This is a genomic window from Geodermatophilus sp. URMC 65, assembly GCF_053502545.1.
In genome coordinates this window covers 2,459,307-2,475,180 of the sequence record NZ_CP199954.1, presented here as the reverse complement: position 1 = coordinate 2,475,180, position 15,874 = coordinate 2,459,307, and the positions used below count along the sequence as shown (strand labels likewise).

The 15,874-nt window shown below is 71.3% G+C and carries 12 protein-coding genes; 7 read left to right on the top strand and 5 right to left on the bottom strand.

What is annotated here, in order from left to right:
* Nucleotides 1-168 precede the first annotated feature (168 nt).
* From ACWIX7_RS12035 to ACWIX7_RS12015, 5 genes are all read left to right on the top strand, one after another.
* Nucleotides 169-1,509, top strand: coding sequence for a hypothetical protein (locus ACWIX7_RS12035; RefSeq protein ID WP_448621764.1), 1,341 nt, complete (start codon nt 169-171; stop codon nt 1,507-1,509).
* A gap of 57 nt (nt 1,510-1,566) precedes the next feature.
* Nucleotides 1,567-2,685 carry a serine hydrolase domain-containing protein gene (locus ACWIX7_RS12030; protein ID WP_448621763.1) on the top strand — a complete coding sequence of 373 codons (1,119 nt, stop codon included), beginning with the start codon at nt 1,567-1,569 and terminating at the stop codon, nt 2,683-2,685.
* Nucleotides 2,686-2,704: 19 nt separating this feature from the next.
* Entirely contained in the window at nt 2,705-3,262 is a 558-nt protein-coding gene (locus ACWIX7_RS12025) for a hypothetical protein (protein WP_448621762.1), read from the top strand.
* Nucleotides 3,263-3,447: 185 nt separating this feature from the next.
* Nucleotides 3,448-4,380 carry an oxidoreductase gene (locus ACWIX7_RS12020; protein WP_448621761.1) on the top strand — a complete coding sequence of 311 codons (933 nt, stop codon included), beginning with the start codon at nt 3,448-3,450 and terminating at the stop codon, nt 4,378-4,380.
* A 434-nt stretch (nt 4,381-4,814) separates the two neighbouring features.
* Complete coding sequence (locus tag ACWIX7_RS12015; RefSeq protein WP_448621760.1) at nt 4,815-6,257, top strand: AAA family ATPase; 1,443 nt, start codon at nt 4,815-4,817, stop codon at nt 6,255-6,257.
* Between the two features lie 591 nt (nt 6,258-6,848).
* Here the strand turns inward: ACWIX7_RS12015 and ACWIX7_RS12010 are convergent.
* From ACWIX7_RS12010 to ACWIX7_RS11990, 5 genes are read right to left on the bottom strand one after another with little or no spacing between them, the layout of a single operon-like run.
* The gene (locus ACWIX7_RS12010; protein WP_448622150.1) at nt 6,849-7,493 is read right to left on the bottom strand and encodes an SRPBCC family protein; all 645 of its coding nucleotides are present in this window, start codon (nt 7,491-7,493) and stop codon (nt 6,849-6,851) included.
* 17 nt (nt 7,494-7,510) lie between these two features.
* Nucleotides 7,511-9,928: an aerobic carbon-monoxide dehydrogenase large subunit gene (gene cutA, locus ACWIX7_RS12005; protein ID WP_448621759.1), complete on the bottom strand. Its 2,418-nt coding sequence runs from the start codon at nt 9,926-9,928 to the stop codon at nt 7,511-7,513.
* Entirely contained in the window at nt 9,925-10,440 is a 516-nt protein-coding gene (locus ACWIX7_RS12000) for a (2Fe-2S)-binding protein (protein WP_448621758.1), read from the bottom strand. The genes cutA and ACWIX7_RS12000 overlap by 4 nt, the downstream gene beginning before the upstream one ends.
* Nucleotides 10,437-11,309 (bottom strand): FAD binding domain-containing protein, encoded by an 873-nt coding sequence (locus ACWIX7_RS11995; protein ID WP_448621757.1) that lies wholly within the window; start codon nt 11,307-11,309, stop codon nt 10,437-10,439. Before ACWIX7_RS11995 ends, ACWIX7_RS12000 begins: the two co-directional genes overlap by 4 nt.
* Nucleotides 11,306-12,781 (bottom strand): uracil-xanthine permease family protein, encoded by a 1,476-nt coding sequence (locus ACWIX7_RS11990; RefSeq protein ID WP_448621756.1) that lies wholly within the window; start codon nt 12,779-12,781, stop codon nt 11,306-11,308. The genes ACWIX7_RS11995 and ACWIX7_RS11990 overlap by 4 nt, the downstream gene beginning before the upstream one ends.
* A 174-nt stretch (nt 12,782-12,955) precedes the next feature.
* On the opposite strand from ACWIX7_RS11990, the gene ACWIX7_RS11985 reads away from it, so the two are divergent.
* Both ACWIX7_RS11985 and ACWIX7_RS11980 read left to right on the top strand, forming a co-directional pair.
* A complete protein-coding gene (locus tag ACWIX7_RS11985; RefSeq protein ID WP_448621755.1) occupies nt 12,956-14,428 on the top strand; it encodes an FdrA family protein in 1,473 nt (490 codons plus the stop codon).
* Nucleotides 14,425-15,855: a DUF1116 domain-containing protein gene (locus ACWIX7_RS11980; RefSeq protein WP_448621754.1), complete on the top strand. Its 1,431-nt coding sequence runs from the start codon at nt 14,425-14,427 to the stop codon at nt 15,853-15,855. Before ACWIX7_RS11985 ends, ACWIX7_RS11980 begins: the two co-directional genes overlap by 4 nt.
* Nucleotides 15,856-15,874: the final 19 nt, after the last annotated feature.

Here is a 15,874-nt window from a genome sequence, read left to right as displayed (position 1 = left end):
CGGCCGGATCGGGGCGTGACTCACCCGCACGGGGTGGCGCGGGCCGCCCGCCTCGGGGCGGACGCCGGCTCGGGCGGACGGGACTCGCCGGGACCGGGTTCCGGGCGGGGCGGTCCAGCGGGACAGTCAGTAGGGTCACTACCCGCTCGTCGACCCCCGGAGGTCGGGATGCCGCAACCCAGGTCGCTCCCTCAGCTCGCCACACGGGTCGGCGTCGCCGCCGCCGTCGCGTTGTCCTCCTCGGCGCTGTGGGCGGTGTCGTCGACCGGCTCCCAGGCCGCGGTGGGCGCGGACGTCCCGGACTGCTACGCCGAGGACGCGGTGCTCACGGTGGAGGAGCAGCGCATCGGCCAACCCCTGGTCGAGGGTGGTGAGTCGGCCGCGGCCCAGTTCCTCCGGGCTGCCGGCTTCGAGGAGGCGGTGGCGCAGTTCGCCACGGACCTGTGCGCGGCGCCGGACCTGGCCGCGGCCGAGGCGCTCGTCGTGCGCTCCGGCGAGGCGCTGTGGGACCTGGCCCTGGCACGGGCCCAGGGGGAGCGGGACATCGGCACGATCGACCGGTACGACGACCGGCCGCTGTACTGGGCCCGCCTGCACATGACGCGTGCGGTGCGCCAGTGGGAGGCGCCCGTCGAGGTGAGCGTCGTCCAGCGCAACGCCCTCGTGCACCTGCTCGACCAGGCGTCCCGTGGGCTCACCACCATCGACTGGCCGGAGGCGTCCGCCGAGGCCACGCGCGTGATGATCAGCGGCTTCGACACCTACAGCCTCGACCAGAGCCTGCGGAACTCCAACCCCTCCGGAGCCACCGCCCTGCAGCTGGACGGCCGGACGCTCGAGACCGACGCCGGCCCGGTCGTCGTCCAGTCGGTCGTGTTCCCCGTCAACTGGACCGACTTCGACGAGGGCATCGTCGAGGACGCGTTCGGCCAGGTCCTGAGGCCCGGGGAGGGCCGTGCCGACCTGATCATGACCATCAGCCAGACCAGCCGCGGGCGGATGGACGTCGAGCAGTGGGCCGCCAACGCTCGCGGCGGCTCCGCCGACAACAACCGCAACACGCTCTTCGGGCCCATCTCCCGGCCGTCGCACTGGCCGCAGCCCTTCGACTCCCCGGAGTGGATCGAGACGACCCTGCCCTACGAGGCGATGATCGCCGCCGGCACCGGCCCCTGGCCGGTCGTGCTCAACGACGGGATCTGCGAGTGGCCGGCAGGGACCTTCCCGGCCCCGTCGGCGGTGCGCTGCCAGGACGACCCGTCCGAGGGCTCCCGGGCCGCGTCCGGCCCGGGCGGCAACTACCTCTCCAACGAGAGCATGTACCGCTCCAACCGGCTGCGGATCGGCATGCAGGCGTGGGACGTCCCCGGCGGGCACCTGCACATCTCGGCGCTCGTGTACCCCGAGGACCCCGCGGTGCTGACCGGTCCCGAGTTCGAGGCCGACCGCAGGGCCGTCGTCGACCAGACCATCGCGCTCGTGACCGCGGCCGGCGCCGCCGCGTCCTGAGCGGGGCCGTGGTCTGATCCTCGGTGGCGCGCGGTCGCGCCAGGACGGGGAGGTGCCATGGCCGAGGTGCACGGCAGCTGCGACGACCGGTTCTCCGGCGTGCGCGAGGCGTTCGAGCGCGGTCTGGACGGCGGGGAGCTGGGCGCGTCGATCGCGGTCGACCTCGACGGGGAGACCGTCGTCGACCTGTGGGGTGGCCACCGCGACCTCGAGCGGACCACCCCGTGGACCGAGGACACGATCGTCAACGGCTGGTCGACGACGAAGACCGTCCTGGCGCTCGCCGCCTTGCTGCTGGTCGAGCGCGGCGAGCTGGACGTGTACGCGCCGGTCGCCGACTACTGGCCGGAGTTCGCGGCCAAGGGCAAGAAGGACGTCGAGGTGCGGCACCTGCTGTCGCACACCTCGGGCGTCTCCGGCTGGGAGCAGCCGTTCTCCATCCGCGACATGTACGACTGGCAGACCGCGACCGAGCGGCTGGCCGCGCAGGTGCCGTGGTGGGAGCCGGGGACGGCGTCGGGATACCACGCGAACAACCAGGGGCACCTGGCCGGCGAGGTGATCCGGCGGATCACGAACACGTCGTTCAAGCAGTTCGTGGCCGCTGAGATCGCCCGGCCGCTGGGCGCGGACTTCCAGATCGGCGCACGCGAGTCGGACTGGGCCCGGATCGCGCCCGTCGTCCCGCCGCCGCCGTCAGCCGACCCGCGCGAGCCGGACCCGGAGTCGGTGGCGGTCAGGACCTTCACCGCGCCGGTGGTCCCGGCGAAGGCGGCGAACTCGCCGGAGTGGCGCCGCGCGGACCTGGGCGCGCTCAACGGGCACACGAACGCGCGTGGCCTCGTGCAGGTCCTGCGGGTGCTGTCGCTGGGCGGCGAGGGCCTGCTGTCCCCGGAGACGATCGACCTGGTCTTCGACCAGCAGTCCGACGGCGTGGACCTGGTGCTGGAGGCGCCGTTCCGGTTCGGGATCGGCTACTGCCTGGGCTCGCCGCTGGTCCCGTACGTGCCGGAGGGGCGCACCTTCTTCTGGGGCGGCTGGGGCGGGTCGATGATCGTCATGGACCTCGACCGACGGCTGACGATCGGCTACCTGATGAACCGGATGGCCCCGGGCATCCTGGGCTCGGACCGCAGCGAGGCCTACGTCCGGGCGGTGTACGCGGCGCTCGGCTGAGGTCCGGGGGAGGAGCGGCATGGACCTCGACGACGTGGTGCCGGTGGTCGACCACGTGACCCGGCAGTCGCGGGTGATCGACGCGCCGGCGTCCGTCGTGTGGGAGGAGCTGCACCGGCTGAAGCTCTCGTCGCTGCCGGTGTCCCTGCTGCTCAGCGCCGTGCGTGCGCTGCCGGTGCTGCTGGCGGGCAGGGGACGTCGGCGCGGTGGGCTCGACCGGACCTTCCTCGACGTGGTGCCGATCCCGGAGCTGGCCTCCGACCCGCCCTCGCACGTGCTGTTCGCGGGCGTGCTGCAGCCCTGGAAGCTGACTGGCGGGAAGCGGCCGCCGGTGCTGGACGCGGCCGGGGTCCGGGAGTGGTCGGAGCCGGGCTGGGTGAAGGTCGGCATGGAGTTCCGGCTGACGCCGGCCCTGGGCGGCACGCGGCTGAGCTGCGAGACGCGGATCGCCGCCACCGATCCCGAGACGCGGCGGCGCTTCGGCCTCTACTGGCTCGCCGTCCAGCCGGGCAGCTCGGCCATCCGGTGGGAGCTGCTCACCGCCGTCGCCATGCGGGCGGAGGCGCGGGCCGGGTAGGACTCGTGCATGCCCTGGACCGAGCGCGACATCCCCGACCCGACCGGCCGGGCCACGGACGCCTGGTTGGCGACGCTCGGCACCGACTCGGCGCAGGTCTCCCATGACGACGCTCTCGCCGCCCTGGACGCGGTCCGGGATGAGTCCGAGACACGTCCAGGCCGCCCCGCTGGGGAGAGGTGACGATGGCCTGGACCGAGCGCGACATCCCCGACCTGACCGGGCGGACGGCGGTGGTGACCGGCGCGAACGGTGGGCTCGGCCTGCAGACGGCGCTGGCGCTGGCCGGTGCGGGTGCGCACGTGGTGATTGCCGCGCGTGACGCTTCGAAGACCGCAGCGGCAGAGGAGCGGATCCTGGTGAGCCACCCCTCCGCGTCGCTGGAGGTGGTGCCGCTGGACCTGGGCGACCTGTCGTCGGTCGCGACTGCCGCGCGGGAGGTGCTGGCTCGGCACGAGCGGGTGGACCTGCTGGTGAACAACGCCGGGGTGATGGCGATGCCGCGGCGGACGACGGCCGACGGGTTCGAGCTGCAGTTCGGCGTCAACCACCTGGGGCACTGGGCGCTGACCGCGCACCTGCTGCCGGCCTTGCTACGTGCGCCGGCCGCGCGGGTGGTGACGGTGACGAGCACGGCACGGCACCGGGCTCGCCGGCTGGACCCGGCGGATGTCCATTTGGAGCGGGGCTACGGGGCGTGGTCGGCTTACGCGCGGTCGAAGATGGCGAACCTGCACTTCGGGCTGGGTCTGCAGCAGCGGTTCGCGGCTGCCGGCGTCCGGGCTGCCTCGTTGGTCGCGCACCCGGGGCTGACGAACACCGACCTGCAGGCCCGCGCAGTGCGGGAGGGCGGCGCCGGCTGGCTGGGGCCGGTGTTCGAGGTGATGACGGCGCGGTCGGGGATGTCGCCGTTCGAGGGCGTCCGTCCTCAGCTGCGGGCCGCGACCGACCCGCGGGCCCGTGGCGGGGAGCTGTACGCGCCGCGGTACGGCTTCCACGGTCCGGCGGTGCGGCGGCCGGTCCTGCGCCGGCTCGGCCTGCAGGAGCAGATCAACGTCCTGTGGCAGGTCTCCGAGCGCCAGACCGGCATCCCTGTAGGCCTCGCGGCCGCCGATTGAACTCATGAGTCAGTGCGCCGTCCGACATACGATGTAACGGAGGCGGAAGAACGCCGGCGTCGGATGCCGCCACCCAAGGATTGTTGAGACATGGCTCGGCAGATGTCTCTGCTTGCGAGTACTCGGCGCCTTCTTGAAGTTCCTGTCGACCAGCGGACCTATCAGCACGACCGCTGTGCCAACGATAATTTCATTCGCCAAGCGCGCCCAGTTGCCTTCGCCGCGACGGCTTATCATGCCCCCAGTCTCACCGGCATGTTGGTCCTGAGTTCGAGCACCAGTCCTATCCATGGCTTAGCGCGGACATCTACCTACGGGGAGGATCTCCGGCGGCCTGGCGACATCCGCGCGTTTACGGTACTAGCTAGGCCGCCACGACCTCGCGTCTAGCGCAGTTGGCGCCCGCATCGAGCCTCTAGGGATAGGCTGCCACCATGAACCATGAGGGCCACGCGATAGGCTTGACGTCCACAGGCGTCGACAGGGCGGCAACTAGGGCAGCCCCGCGCGTTACTGAGCTCCGACTAAACGCGTTCAAGAACTACACGGATCAAGTTGTTCCACTCAGGCCGTTGACCTTGCTCGTAGGGCCAAATGCAAGTGGAAAGTCGAACGCCCTAGACGCACTCTCGCTTCTAGCTCTGCTGGCCGACGAGCGCGATGTTGCGGACCTAGAACGCGACGATCGAACAGTCGCCGGCCTTAGGGGGAATCTCTCTGGAGCCGCTCCGTTCGGAACCTCCAACGTGCAAGTCGGTTGCACAATAACGACCCCTCAAGGCTCCTATGAGCTGGACATTGGGTTTGATGTATCCGGAAATCAGCCAGAAATTGTATGGGAAGGCCTATACTTCAATGCCAATCGCGGCCGCTCTCGCCAGTGCATTTACGCTCAACGCCGGGGGCCCGGTGAAGGCATCTGCTCGGTAGAGGTTTACTCGGGGGGTGCTCCCCGCACCTTCACTATGCTGACTTCTCGACTGGTGACGTTACAGGCGCTCACGAAAGTTCCTCAGGACTCGAAAGCGCGAACGCAGGTCGTTCAGGACTGCCAGACGGTTATTGATGTTCTGCGAGGCATATTTGTCGTCGACCCAGCGCCAGGCCTGATGCGCAACTATTCACGTATTGGAGACCGACCTGAGCGCACTGGCTCAACGACCTCGGCCGTCGTTTATGCGCTCAGAGAGGATGAAGTTGCCTGGCAGCGTCTTAATGAATTGATTCGAGGGCTAGTTGGAGCCGGTCTCGAAGAAATCACGTTCGCCGAGGCGAAGTTGCCGGGGGTGAGTGCAACTGCGGTGGATGTCATGGTGGCCTTGAGGGAGAGGTTCTCGCAGGAAGAACTAACTACTGCCTCCGTCATGAGCGACGGGACACTGCGCTATTTAGCTATCGTCTCAACATTGCTTCACCTTGGGCGAGACGTCGATGTTCCGCTTGCCTCACGGAGCGTGAGCAGTCGAATGTTCCTGGTTGAAGAAGTAGAGAACGGGCTCTATCCACGACAGGCCGCATCTGTGTTGGGTCTGCTTCGTAAGGAGACGCAGGAGCAAGGCGTAAGTTTGACTGCCACGACACACAGTCCAGCATTGTTGGACGCGTTGCAACCTGAGGACCACGAAGGTGTGCTGGTCTGTACAAGGTCTGTCGAGACCGGCCAGGCATCGCTGAAAGCACTGACGAGTCATCCTAACTACTCAAGGATCGCTGCCGCCGGTCGAGTCGGTGCGGCAGTTGCGGCGGGCGAGCTCGAATTCATGCCGCCACCAACTCCTGACGTCTCGGAATATATTGCAAGTCTCGGTCTCGAGAGAATGCCAGACTACTCGAGCGTGGAGGATGCCGAAAGCGAAACATCGGGAGACGTCGAGTGACAACAATGGATTTGATGGACACGTCTGTGTTTATCTACTTTGTTGGCATTCGACAGGAAACCAAGAACGCACAACAGCAGCAGGCTGCCTTTGCCGGCTTGAAGAGTCGCGTCAGTGCGGGTCATCAGGTGATCTTGCCAATCGCGACAATCTTCGAAACCATGCAGCATATCTGGAGGATCCAGGATGGAGGGGAGCGTCGTCAGTGCGCCGAAAGATTTGAGAAGCTAGTTCTTGATGCGATTGGTCGCACAGCTCCCTGGGTAATCCTGAAACAGGAGTGGGGGGAATCTTTTTTGCGCGGCCTGCTTGACCAAGGGGGGCCCGTGCCCGGATTGGTAACGAGTCTTGCAGGTCGTGTCCATGAGGCTGGCGACGTACTACTACTTCACGAGCTCAGGATACTTAAGAAGCGCTATCCTGCGAGCCAGGTGACAATCAACATTTGGACCTTCGACACTAGGTTAGGAGCCACGGCTAGTTCGATGTAAGGACGTCAGCATCAACATCTATGCGAGAGGTCGACTCGCGCCAAAGATCAGGCCTGCCCTGCAGCCGCGAGCGGGTCAGTGTACGAGCTCCTCTGAAAGTTTAGCTGCTGCGGCGGCCGAGGCGGTAGCCGACCAGGACGCCGACAAGCGTCAGCAGGCTGCCGCCGACCGCGCCGAGGGCCAGGGTGCGGAGGTCGGACGCTCCCGCGGGAACGCCGGCCCTGCCGGTGAAGACCTGTGGCTGGGGAGGAGTGGGAGCTTCGGCGTCCGTTGCGCTCATCGCGGCGGCTGAGGGGCGCGGCTCAACTCCAGCCGAAGCCACGCCCACGCCGGCCAGCTCGGCGTCCACCGCGGTGAAGAACTGCGCGGCCATCCGCTTGGCGACCCCGGTGATCATCCGCTGACCCACCCCGGCCACCGGGCCGCCCACCACCGCGTCGGCCGAGTAGGTGAGCACCGTCGCGGAGTCGCCGTCCGGCGCCAGCTCGATCGTCACCGTCGCCCGCACCTGCCCCGGTGCCCCGGCCCCGGACGCGTGCATCACGTACGACGTCGGCCGCTGCTGGTCAGTGAGGTGCACCTCGCCGGCGTACGTCCCCTTCACCGCCCCGACGCCCACCGAGACGTCCATCCGGTACGAGTCCTCGCCGACCCGCTCCAGCGCCAGGCACCCAGGAATCGTCCGCGCCAGCACCGCCGGGTCCGTGAGCACGGACCAGACCCGATCGGGGGTCGCATGCAGCACCGCCGAGCCGTCGAGGTTCACGCACCCACTCCCGTCCTGCGGCCCGAGGCCGCCGTCCGCTCGGCCGTGTCCGAACGCACGAGGTCGTACAGCTCGGTGGGGGAGATCGGCATCGAGGTGATCCGCCGTCCCACCGCGTCCTCGATCGCCGACGCCAGCGCCGCCGACCCCGGGATCACCCCGGCCTCGCCGGCGCCCTTGATGCCCAGCGGGTTCAGCGGCGAGGGCGTCTGCTGGTGGTCGATCACGATGTCGGGCACCTCTGAGGCGTACGGCATGAGGAAGTCCATGAACGACGCGTTCTGCAGCTGCCCGTCGGCGTCGTAGGCCATCCGCTCGTACAGCGCCCCGCCCACCCCCTGCGCGACCCCGCCGTGCACCTGGCCCTCGACGATCATCGGGTTCACCACGTTGCCGCAGTCGTGCACCACCGCGTACTTGACGATGTCGATCTCCCACGTCTGCGGGTCGATCTCCACGACCGCCGCGTGCGCGCCCGAGGCGAACGTCGACCGGATCGGCGAGTAGTAGTCGCGGTGCTCGAGCCCCGGCGCGTCCCCCGGCGTCACCGGCGGCTTGGAGTCGTCGGCCTGGACGGCGAACTGCGTCGCCTGCTTGGCCGCCTCGTCGAACGCGTACCGCAGCGGGTTGGACAGCACCGCCACCGTCCGCAGCGGGATCGACGCGCCCGGCGTCCCCTTCACCCGCACGACGCCGTCGGCGATCTCCAGGTCGCCGGGGTCGGCCTCCAGGACGTCGGCGGCGATCCGCAGCGCCTTGTCCCGCACCCCGCGCGCGGCCAGCGCGATCGCGTTGCCGCTCATCACCGCCGCGCGGGAGGCGAACGTGCCGACCGCGTAGGGGAAGCGCCGCGTGTCGCCGGTGGTCACCTCGACGTCCTCGATCGGCACCCCGAGCTCCGAGGCGACGATCTGCGCGAACGACGTCTCGTGCCCTTGGCCCTGCGTGGTCAGCCCGGTCGACACCAGCACCTTGCCGCTGCCCAGCACCTGCACGTGCCCGCCCTCGTACGGGCCGGGCCCGGTGCCCTCCACGTACAGCGCCATCCCGACGCCGAGCAGCTTGCCGCGCGCCTCGGCGTCGTCGCGCAGCGCGTCGACGCCGTCCCACCCGACCAGCGCCTTCAGCTTCTCGAGCAACGCCGGGTAGTCGCCGGAGTCGTAGATGACCGGCCGGCCGTCCTGGAACGTCAGGTGGTGGTCGTACGGGAACTGCGAGGGCTGGATGAGGTTGCGCTCGCGGACGACGGCCCGGCCCAGGCCGAGCGCGTCGGCGATGCGGTCCATCGTCCGCTCCATCGCGAAGCAGCCCTGCGGTCGCCCGGCCCCTCGGTACGGCGTCACGATGACCGTGTTCGTGTAGACGCTCTCCACGACCACCCGGTACACGGGGATCACGTACGGGCCGACCAGCTGGGTCGCGGTGATGATCGGGACGATGATCCCGTAGGGCGTGTACGCGCCGTTGTCGTGCAGCACGTGGACGTCGAGGGCGGTGATCCGGCCGTCGTCGTCGAACCCGACGGTGATGTCCTGGCGCTGCTGCCGCTCGTGGGCCGAGGAGATGAAGTGCTCGCGGCGGTCCTCGGCCCACTTCACCCCGCGGCCGAGCGCGATCGCCGCCATCGGCACCAGCAGCTCCTCCGGCCACGGGTGCACGATCTTCACGCCGAAGCCGCCGCCGACGTCCGGGGCGACGACCTCCACCTGGTCGAGCGGGAGCTGCAGCTTCGCGGCGATGGCGGCGCGCACCGACGTCGAGGCCTGGGTGCTGGTGTGCACCCGCAGCGAGCGGTCGTCGGCGTCCCACCGCGCGTGCACGCCCTTGCCCTCCAGCGGCGTGCAGGCGCTGCGCTCGACGTACTGGGTGAACGAGAGCGTGTGCGGCGACGCGGCCAGCGCCGGCTCGACGTCCCCGGTCTCCTGGTGGTGCCGCGCCGCGACGTTGTCCGGGATCTCCTCGTGGACGCACGAGCCCGCCTCGTGCGCGGCATCCACGCCGACGACGACCGGTAGCTCCTCGTAGGTGACGGCGATCCGCTCGGCGGCGTCCTCGGCGACGTAGCGGTCGGTCGCCACCACCATCACGACCGGCTCGCCGACGTGGTTGACCTCGCCGTTGGCCAGCGGGTAGCCGGTGCGGGGCGCGGTCAGCTGAGGGTGGGGGATGAGCACGGGGAGCGGCTCGGCGAGCGGGCCGGTGAGGTCCTCGTAGGTGTAGAGGGCGACCAGGCCCTCGACGTCGAGGGCGGCGTCCACGTCGACGTCGACGATGCGCGCGTGCGCGTGCGGGCTGCGCACGAAGGCGGCGGCCAGCGCGCCGGCGCCGATGTCGTCGAGGTAGCGGCCCCTGCCGGTGATGAGCCGGGCGTCCTCCCGCCGGCGGACCGGCTCCCCGAACAGTTTCGTGGTCATCCGGCGTCCTTCATCGTGGCGGCCGCGTGCCGCACGGCCTTCTTGATGTTCGCGTAGCCGGTGCACCGGCAGAGGTTGCCGCCGACCAGGTCGTCGACCTCCTCCTCGGTGATCTCCTGGGCCGCGTCCCGCGCCTCGAGCCCGGCGGCGATCGTGACGAGGAAGCCCGGCGTGCAGAAGCCGCACTGCAGGGCGTGGCACTCGCGGAACGCCTCCTGGACCGGGTGCAGCACCTGCCCGCCCTGGTGGTCCTCGCGGGCCAGCCCCTCGACGGTGGTCACCTCCGCCCCGTCCACCTGCACGGCGAGCACCAGGCAGGAGCGCACCGGGGCGCCGTCCACCAGCACCGTGCAGGCACCGCAGACGCCGTGCTCGCAGCCGACGTGCGTGCCGGTCAGCCCGAGGTCGTGCCGCAGGGCGTCGGACAGCAGCCGCCGCACCGGCACGGTGGCTTCACGTGGAACACCGTTCACGGTCAGCCGCACGGTCCGCTCGGTGTCGACGCTGGTCATGGCGTCCTCTCGGCAGCTTCGGCGGCGGCCTCGGCCAGTGTTCGTTCGGTCAGCACGCCGACCAGCAGGCGGCGGTAGTCGGCGCTGGCGTGCAGGTCGCCGTCCGGGTCGACCAGCGTGCGGGCGAGCGCGCCGGCGGCGGTCCAGTCGGCCTTCTCCACCGGGGCGCCGGCGACGGCGTCGGTGAGGTCGTGCACCTCGGGGGTCGGGCCCACCGAGACGTAGGAGGCGCGGACGGCGGCGACGCGGCGGTCCTCGTCGAGGGTGACGACGACGCCCGCGCCGCACACCGCGTAGTCGCCCTTGCGGCGCGCCACCTCGGCGAAGGCGGTGCCCGAGCGCGGCGGCAGCGCCGGGAAGAACGCCGAGGTGACGACGGCCGCGGCCGGCATCGAGGTCTCCAGCGGGCCGACGAACAGGTCGCGCCAGTCGACGCTGCGCTCGCCCGAGGGCTCAGCCACGGTCACCGAGCCGCCGGTCAGGGCGAGCACCGAGGTCATCTCACCCGAGGGGTCGGCGTGCGCGATCGAGCCGACCGTCGTCCCCCGGTTGCGGATCGCCGGGTGCGCGACGTTCGCCGTCGCCCGGGCCAGCAGCGGCTGCACCCGGGCAGCGCCGTCGTGCGCGAGCAGCCCCGCGTGCCGGACGAGCGCCTCGACCCGGACGCCGTCCGCCGTGACCTCGACGGCGTCGAGGCCGGGCACCCGGTTGAGGTCCACCAGGGTGGCCGGCGCCGCGAGCCGCATGGACAGCAGCGGGAGCAGCGACTGGCCGCCGGCGAGCACCTTGGCACCCTCCTCGGCGGCGAGGACCTCGAGGGCCTCGGGCACCGAGCGCGGGTCGGCGTACCGGAAGGGAGCGGGTTTCACCGGGAGCGGGTCTCCCCGGGGGTCGCCGAGCCGGTCACGCCCGGACGGCCGATCTCGTCGACCGAGGAGGAGTCGGCGCCGTAGTCGTGCGCCCCCGTGTGACCGAGCGCGGGACCCGTGCCGCCCACGAACTCGCGCTCGGCCTCCAGCGCGGCCTTCATCTCTGCCGGCGCGAGGACCCGGGCGATGTGCCAGCCGACGACCGCCACGATCGAGCCCAGCGCGATGCCGCCGAGGGAGAAGGACTCGGAGAGGACCAGCTGGACGTCGCCGATCGCGATGATGATGCCCGCGGCGAGCGGCACCAGGTTGATCGGGTTGGCGAAGTCGACCCGGTTCTCCTTCCAGATCTTGGCGCCGAGCAGGCCGATCATCCCGTAGAGGACGACGGTGATCCCGCCGAGCACGCCACCCGGGACGATGTTGATCAGCGCGCCGAACTTCGGGCACAGGCCCAGCAGGATCGCCACGATGGCGGCCACGTAGTACGCCGCCGTCGAGTACACGCGGGTGGCGGCCATGACGCCGATGTTCTCCGCGTAGGTCGTCGTCGGGGAGCCACCGACCGAGCTGGCGACGACGGTCGCGACGCCGTCGGCCGCGATGGCCCGGCCCATGTACGGGTCGAGGTCGCGCTTGGTCATCTCGGCGACCGCCTTGACGTGCCCGGTGTTCTCCGCGATCAGCGCGATGACCGCCGGCAGCACGAGCAGGCTGAAGTTGAGCGAGAAGGACGGCGCGATGAAGTCGGGCAGCCCGAACCAGGGCGCTTCGGCGACCGAGCTGAAGTCGATCCGGTCGCGGGTGGAGACCACGCCGGTGCCGTCGGGCGAGGTGATCTGGCCGGCGGTCGCGTCGAGGAGGACCGACAGCAGGTAGCCGAAGACCAGGCCGAGCAGGATCGAGATGCGGGCCCAGAAGCCCCGCAGCAGCAGCGAGGCGACGACGACGAACGCCATCGTCGCCAGCGCCACCCACTGGTCCTGCGGCCAGTAGATGCCGGCCACGACCGGGGCCAGGTTGAAGCCGATCAGCAGCACCACCGCGCCGGTCACCGCCGGCGGCAGGACCGCGTGCAGGAAGCGGACACCGGCGACGTGGATGAGCACGCCGACCAGGGCCAGCACCACGCCGGAGACGAGGATGGCGCCGACGACGTCGGAGGAGTCCCCGCCCGACGCGCGGACCGCCACCACGCCCCCGACGAACGAGGCGCTGGTGCCCAGGTAGCTGGGCACCTTCCCGTTGACGATGAGCAGGAAGATGATCGTCGCGATCCCGCTCATCATGATCGCCAGGTTCGGGTCGAGCCCCATGACGATCGGGAAGACGAAGGTCGCGCCGAACATCGCGACGACGTGCTGCGCGCCGATGCCGATCGTCCGCGGCCAGGACAGTCGTTCGTCGGGAGCCACCGCCTCGCCGAGCGGCGGGGTCTTCCCGTCCCCGTAGAGCTTCCAGCCGAACGCCATGACCGCCTCCTCGACCTGCTCCTGGGACCTGGCCGGCGCCGCGGGACGGCGGTTGCCGGCACCCAGGGGGCGTCAATGTGACACGCCCGGCTGACAGGGCGGAAGTACCTCAGTGCTAAATCGTCGTTGCGCCGAAGTCTCATCGCTGAGAGACCTGCCGGTACGGTCGGCGAGGTGACCGCACCCCCCGTCCGCCACGTCTCCCTGCGCAGCGGCGTGTACGCCGACTCGGTCCGGCTGATGCAGGTCAGCCGTGACGTCGGCGCCCGGGAGGGCGTCACCGCGGTGCTCGTCGCGATGGCCACGCCGCTCAACCTGGAGCTCGCCGCGGGCATGGGCCTGACCCCCGAGGGGACCGCCTCCGCCGACCAGCTGCTCGTCGGCGTCGCCGCCGTGGACGACGACGCGCTGGCCGCCGCGGTCGCCGCCGTCGACGCCGCGCTGGCCGCCCGCGAGCGCGCCGCCGGCCCCGCGCAGACCGTGCCGCTGCGCACGATCGGCGCGAGCCTCTCCGCGCTGGACGGCGACGGCCCCGCACTCGCCGTCGTCAGCGTGCCGGGCGCGTACGCGGTCATCGAGGCCGCTGACGCGATCACCGCCGGGCGCAGCGTGTTGGTCTTCTCCGACGGCGTCCCGGTCGAGTCCGAGGTCGCGCTCAAGCGGGCCGCGCACGACGCCGGCGTGCTCGTCATGGGCCCCGACTGCGGGACGGCGATCGTCTCCGGCCTCGCCCTCGGGTTCGCCAACGTCGTGCGCCGCGGGCCGGTCGGCCTGGTCGCCGCGTCCGGCACCGGCGCCCAGCAGGTGTCCTGCCTGCTCGACACGGCCGGCGTCGGGGTCTCGCACGTGCTCGGTGTCGGAGGCCGCGACCTGTCCGAGGCGGTCGGCGGACTCGCCACCCTCGACGCGCTGGCGCTGCTCGACGCCGACCCCGCCACCGAGCGGGTGCTGCTCGTCTCCAAGCCGCCCGCGCCGTCGGTGGCCTCGGCGGTGGCGGCGGCCGCCGCGGAACTGTCCGTGCCGGTCCGCTCGGCCGCGCTGTCGCCGGAGGACCCCGACCTGACCGCCGCCGTCGAGGGGCTGCTGGCGGACATGGGCGTCGCGGTGCCGGAGTGGCCGACCAGGGGCGAGTCCCGCCCCGCCGCGCCGGGCGCCGTCCTCAAGGGGTTCTACGCCGGTGGCACGCTCGCCGACGAGGCGATGCTGCTCGCCGCGCCGGTGCTCGGCGACATTCGGTCCAACACCCCGCTGCGCCCCGAGCTCGACCTCGGGGCGGACCTGTCCGCCTCCGGCTCCGTGGTCGTCGACTTCGGGGACGACGCGCTCACCGCCGGCCGCGCGCACCCGATGATCGACCCGACGCTGCGGCTCGAGGCGCTGGCCCGGGTGGCGGCGTCGGGCGAGCCCGCGGTCGTGCTGATGGACGTCGTCCTCGGCCACGGCGCCGACCCCGACCCGGCCGCCACGCTCGCCCCGGCGCTGCGGGCGGCCGGCCTGCCCGCCGTCGTCGCGCTGGTCGGCACCGAGGCCGACCCGCAGGGCTGGTCCCGCCAGGCCGACGCGCTCGCCGCGGTCGGCGCGGCCGTCTTCGCCTCCAACGCGCAGGCCACCCGGCACGCGCTCGACCTGCTGGGAGCCGCGCGATGACCCCGCCGTCGATGACCCTGCCGTCGATGGACCTGCTCTCCGGGGCGCCGGCGGTCGTCGCCGCGGGCGTCGACGTCTTCTCCGCCGCGCTGCGCGCCCAGGGTGCAGACGTCCACGACGTCGACTGGCGCCCGCCCGGCTTCGGCGACCCGGCCGACCTGGCCACCCTCGGGCTCGACCGGCGCCGGGCCGCGGCCAACCGCACCGCCGTCGAGCGGGTGATGGCCGCCGGCTCCCACCTGGTCGACGTCCGCCCGGCGCGCGACGTGCTCGGCCTCGGAGACCGCACGCTGCTGCACGCCGGTCCGCCGATCGGGTGGGACGACGCGAGCGGTCCGCTGCGCGGCGCGCTGATCGGCGCCTGCCTGTTCGAGGGCTGGGCGGACACCGTCGAGGACGCCGAGCGGCTGCTGTCCTCCGGCGGGGTCGCGCTCGACCCGTGCCACCACCACGCAGCGGTCGGCCCGATGGCGGGGGTGACCTCGCCGTCCATGTGGACGTGGGTCCTGGAGGACCCGGTCACCGGCGGCCAGGCGTTCTGCAACCTCAACGAGGGCCTGGGCAAGGTGCTGCGGATGGGCGCCTACGGCGACGAGGTGCTCACCCGGCTCGCCTGGATGCGCGACGTCCTCGGGCCGGTGCTGCAGGCCGCCGTCCGCTCGATGGCCGAGCCGCTGGACGTCAAGGCGGTGCTCGCGCAGATGCTGCAGATGGGCGACGAGGGGCACAACCGCAACCGCGCCGGCTCGCTGATCACCCTGCGGGAGCTCTCGCCGGCGATCGTGGAGGTGGACGCGCCGTCGTCCGACGTCGCCGCGGTGCTGCGGTTCATCGGCGGCAACGAGCACTTCTTCCTCAACCTGGGCATGCCGACGGCGAAGCTCGCCATGGACGCCGCGAGGGACGTGCCCGGCTCGACGATGGTGACGGTGATGTCCCGCAACGGGACCGAGTTCGGCATCCGGACCGCCGGCACCGGAGACCGCTGGTTCACCGGCCCGGCCAACACCCCGGTCGGCCTGTTCCTCGGCGACTACGGCCCGGACGACGCCAACCCCGACATCGGCGACTCCGCGATCATGGAGACCTACGGCGTCGGCGGCTTCACCATGGCCGCCGCACCCGCGATCGTCCGGTTCGTCGGCGGCACCGTGCCCGACGCGCTGGCCGCCACCGAGCGGATGTACCAGCTGACGCTCGCGGAGAACCCGGCGATGCAGGTGCCGATCCTCGGCTTCCGCGGCTCCCCGACCGGCATCGACGTCCTCGCCGTGGCGCGCACCGGCTGGCTGCCGCAGATCAACACCGGCATGGCCGGGCGGGTCGCCGGCACCGGGCAGGTCGGCGCCGGGCTGGTGCAGCCGCCGCAGGAGTGCTTCGAGCAGGCGCTCGAGGCGCTGGCGCGGGAGGCGTGCACCGCGGCCTGACCGCGGGTCCCCTGTCCCG

Bases quoted from the DNA above. Each gene is read 5' to 3' on its own strand.
- ACWIX7_RS12035 (WP_448621764.1), top strand. From the start codon at position 169: ATGCCGCAACCCAGGTCGCTCCCTCAGCTCGCCACACGGGTCGGCGTC.
- ACWIX7_RS12030 (WP_448621763.1), top strand. From the start codon at position 1,567: ATGGCCGAGGTGCACGGCAGCTGCGACGACCGGTTCTCCGGCGTGCGC.
- ACWIX7_RS12025 (WP_448621762.1), top strand. From the start codon at position 2,705: ATGGACCTCGACGACGTGGTGCCGGTGGTCGACCACGTGACCCGGCAG.
- ACWIX7_RS12020 (WP_448621761.1), top strand. From the start codon at position 3,448: ATGGCCTGGACCGAGCGCGACATCCCCGACCTGACCGGGCGGACGGCG.
- ACWIX7_RS12015 (WP_448621760.1), top strand. From the start codon at position 4,815: ATGAACCATGAGGGCCACGCGATAGGCTTGACGTCCACAGGCGTCGAC.
- cutA (WP_448621759.1), bottom strand. From the start codon at position 9,928: ATGACCACGAAACTGTTCGGGGAGCCGGTCCGCCGGCGGGAGGACGCC.
- ACWIX7_RS12000 (WP_448621758.1), bottom strand. From the start codon at position 10,440: ATGACCAGCGTCGACACCGAGCGGACCGTGCGGCTGACCGTGAACGGT.
- ACWIX7_RS11990 (WP_448621756.1), bottom strand. From the start codon at position 12,781: ATGGCGTTCGGCTGGAAGCTCTACGGGGACGGGAAGACCCCGCCGCTC.
- ACWIX7_RS11980 (WP_448621754.1), top strand. From the start codon at position 14,425: ATGACCCCGCCGTCGATGACCCTGCCGTCGATGGACCTGCTCTCCGGG.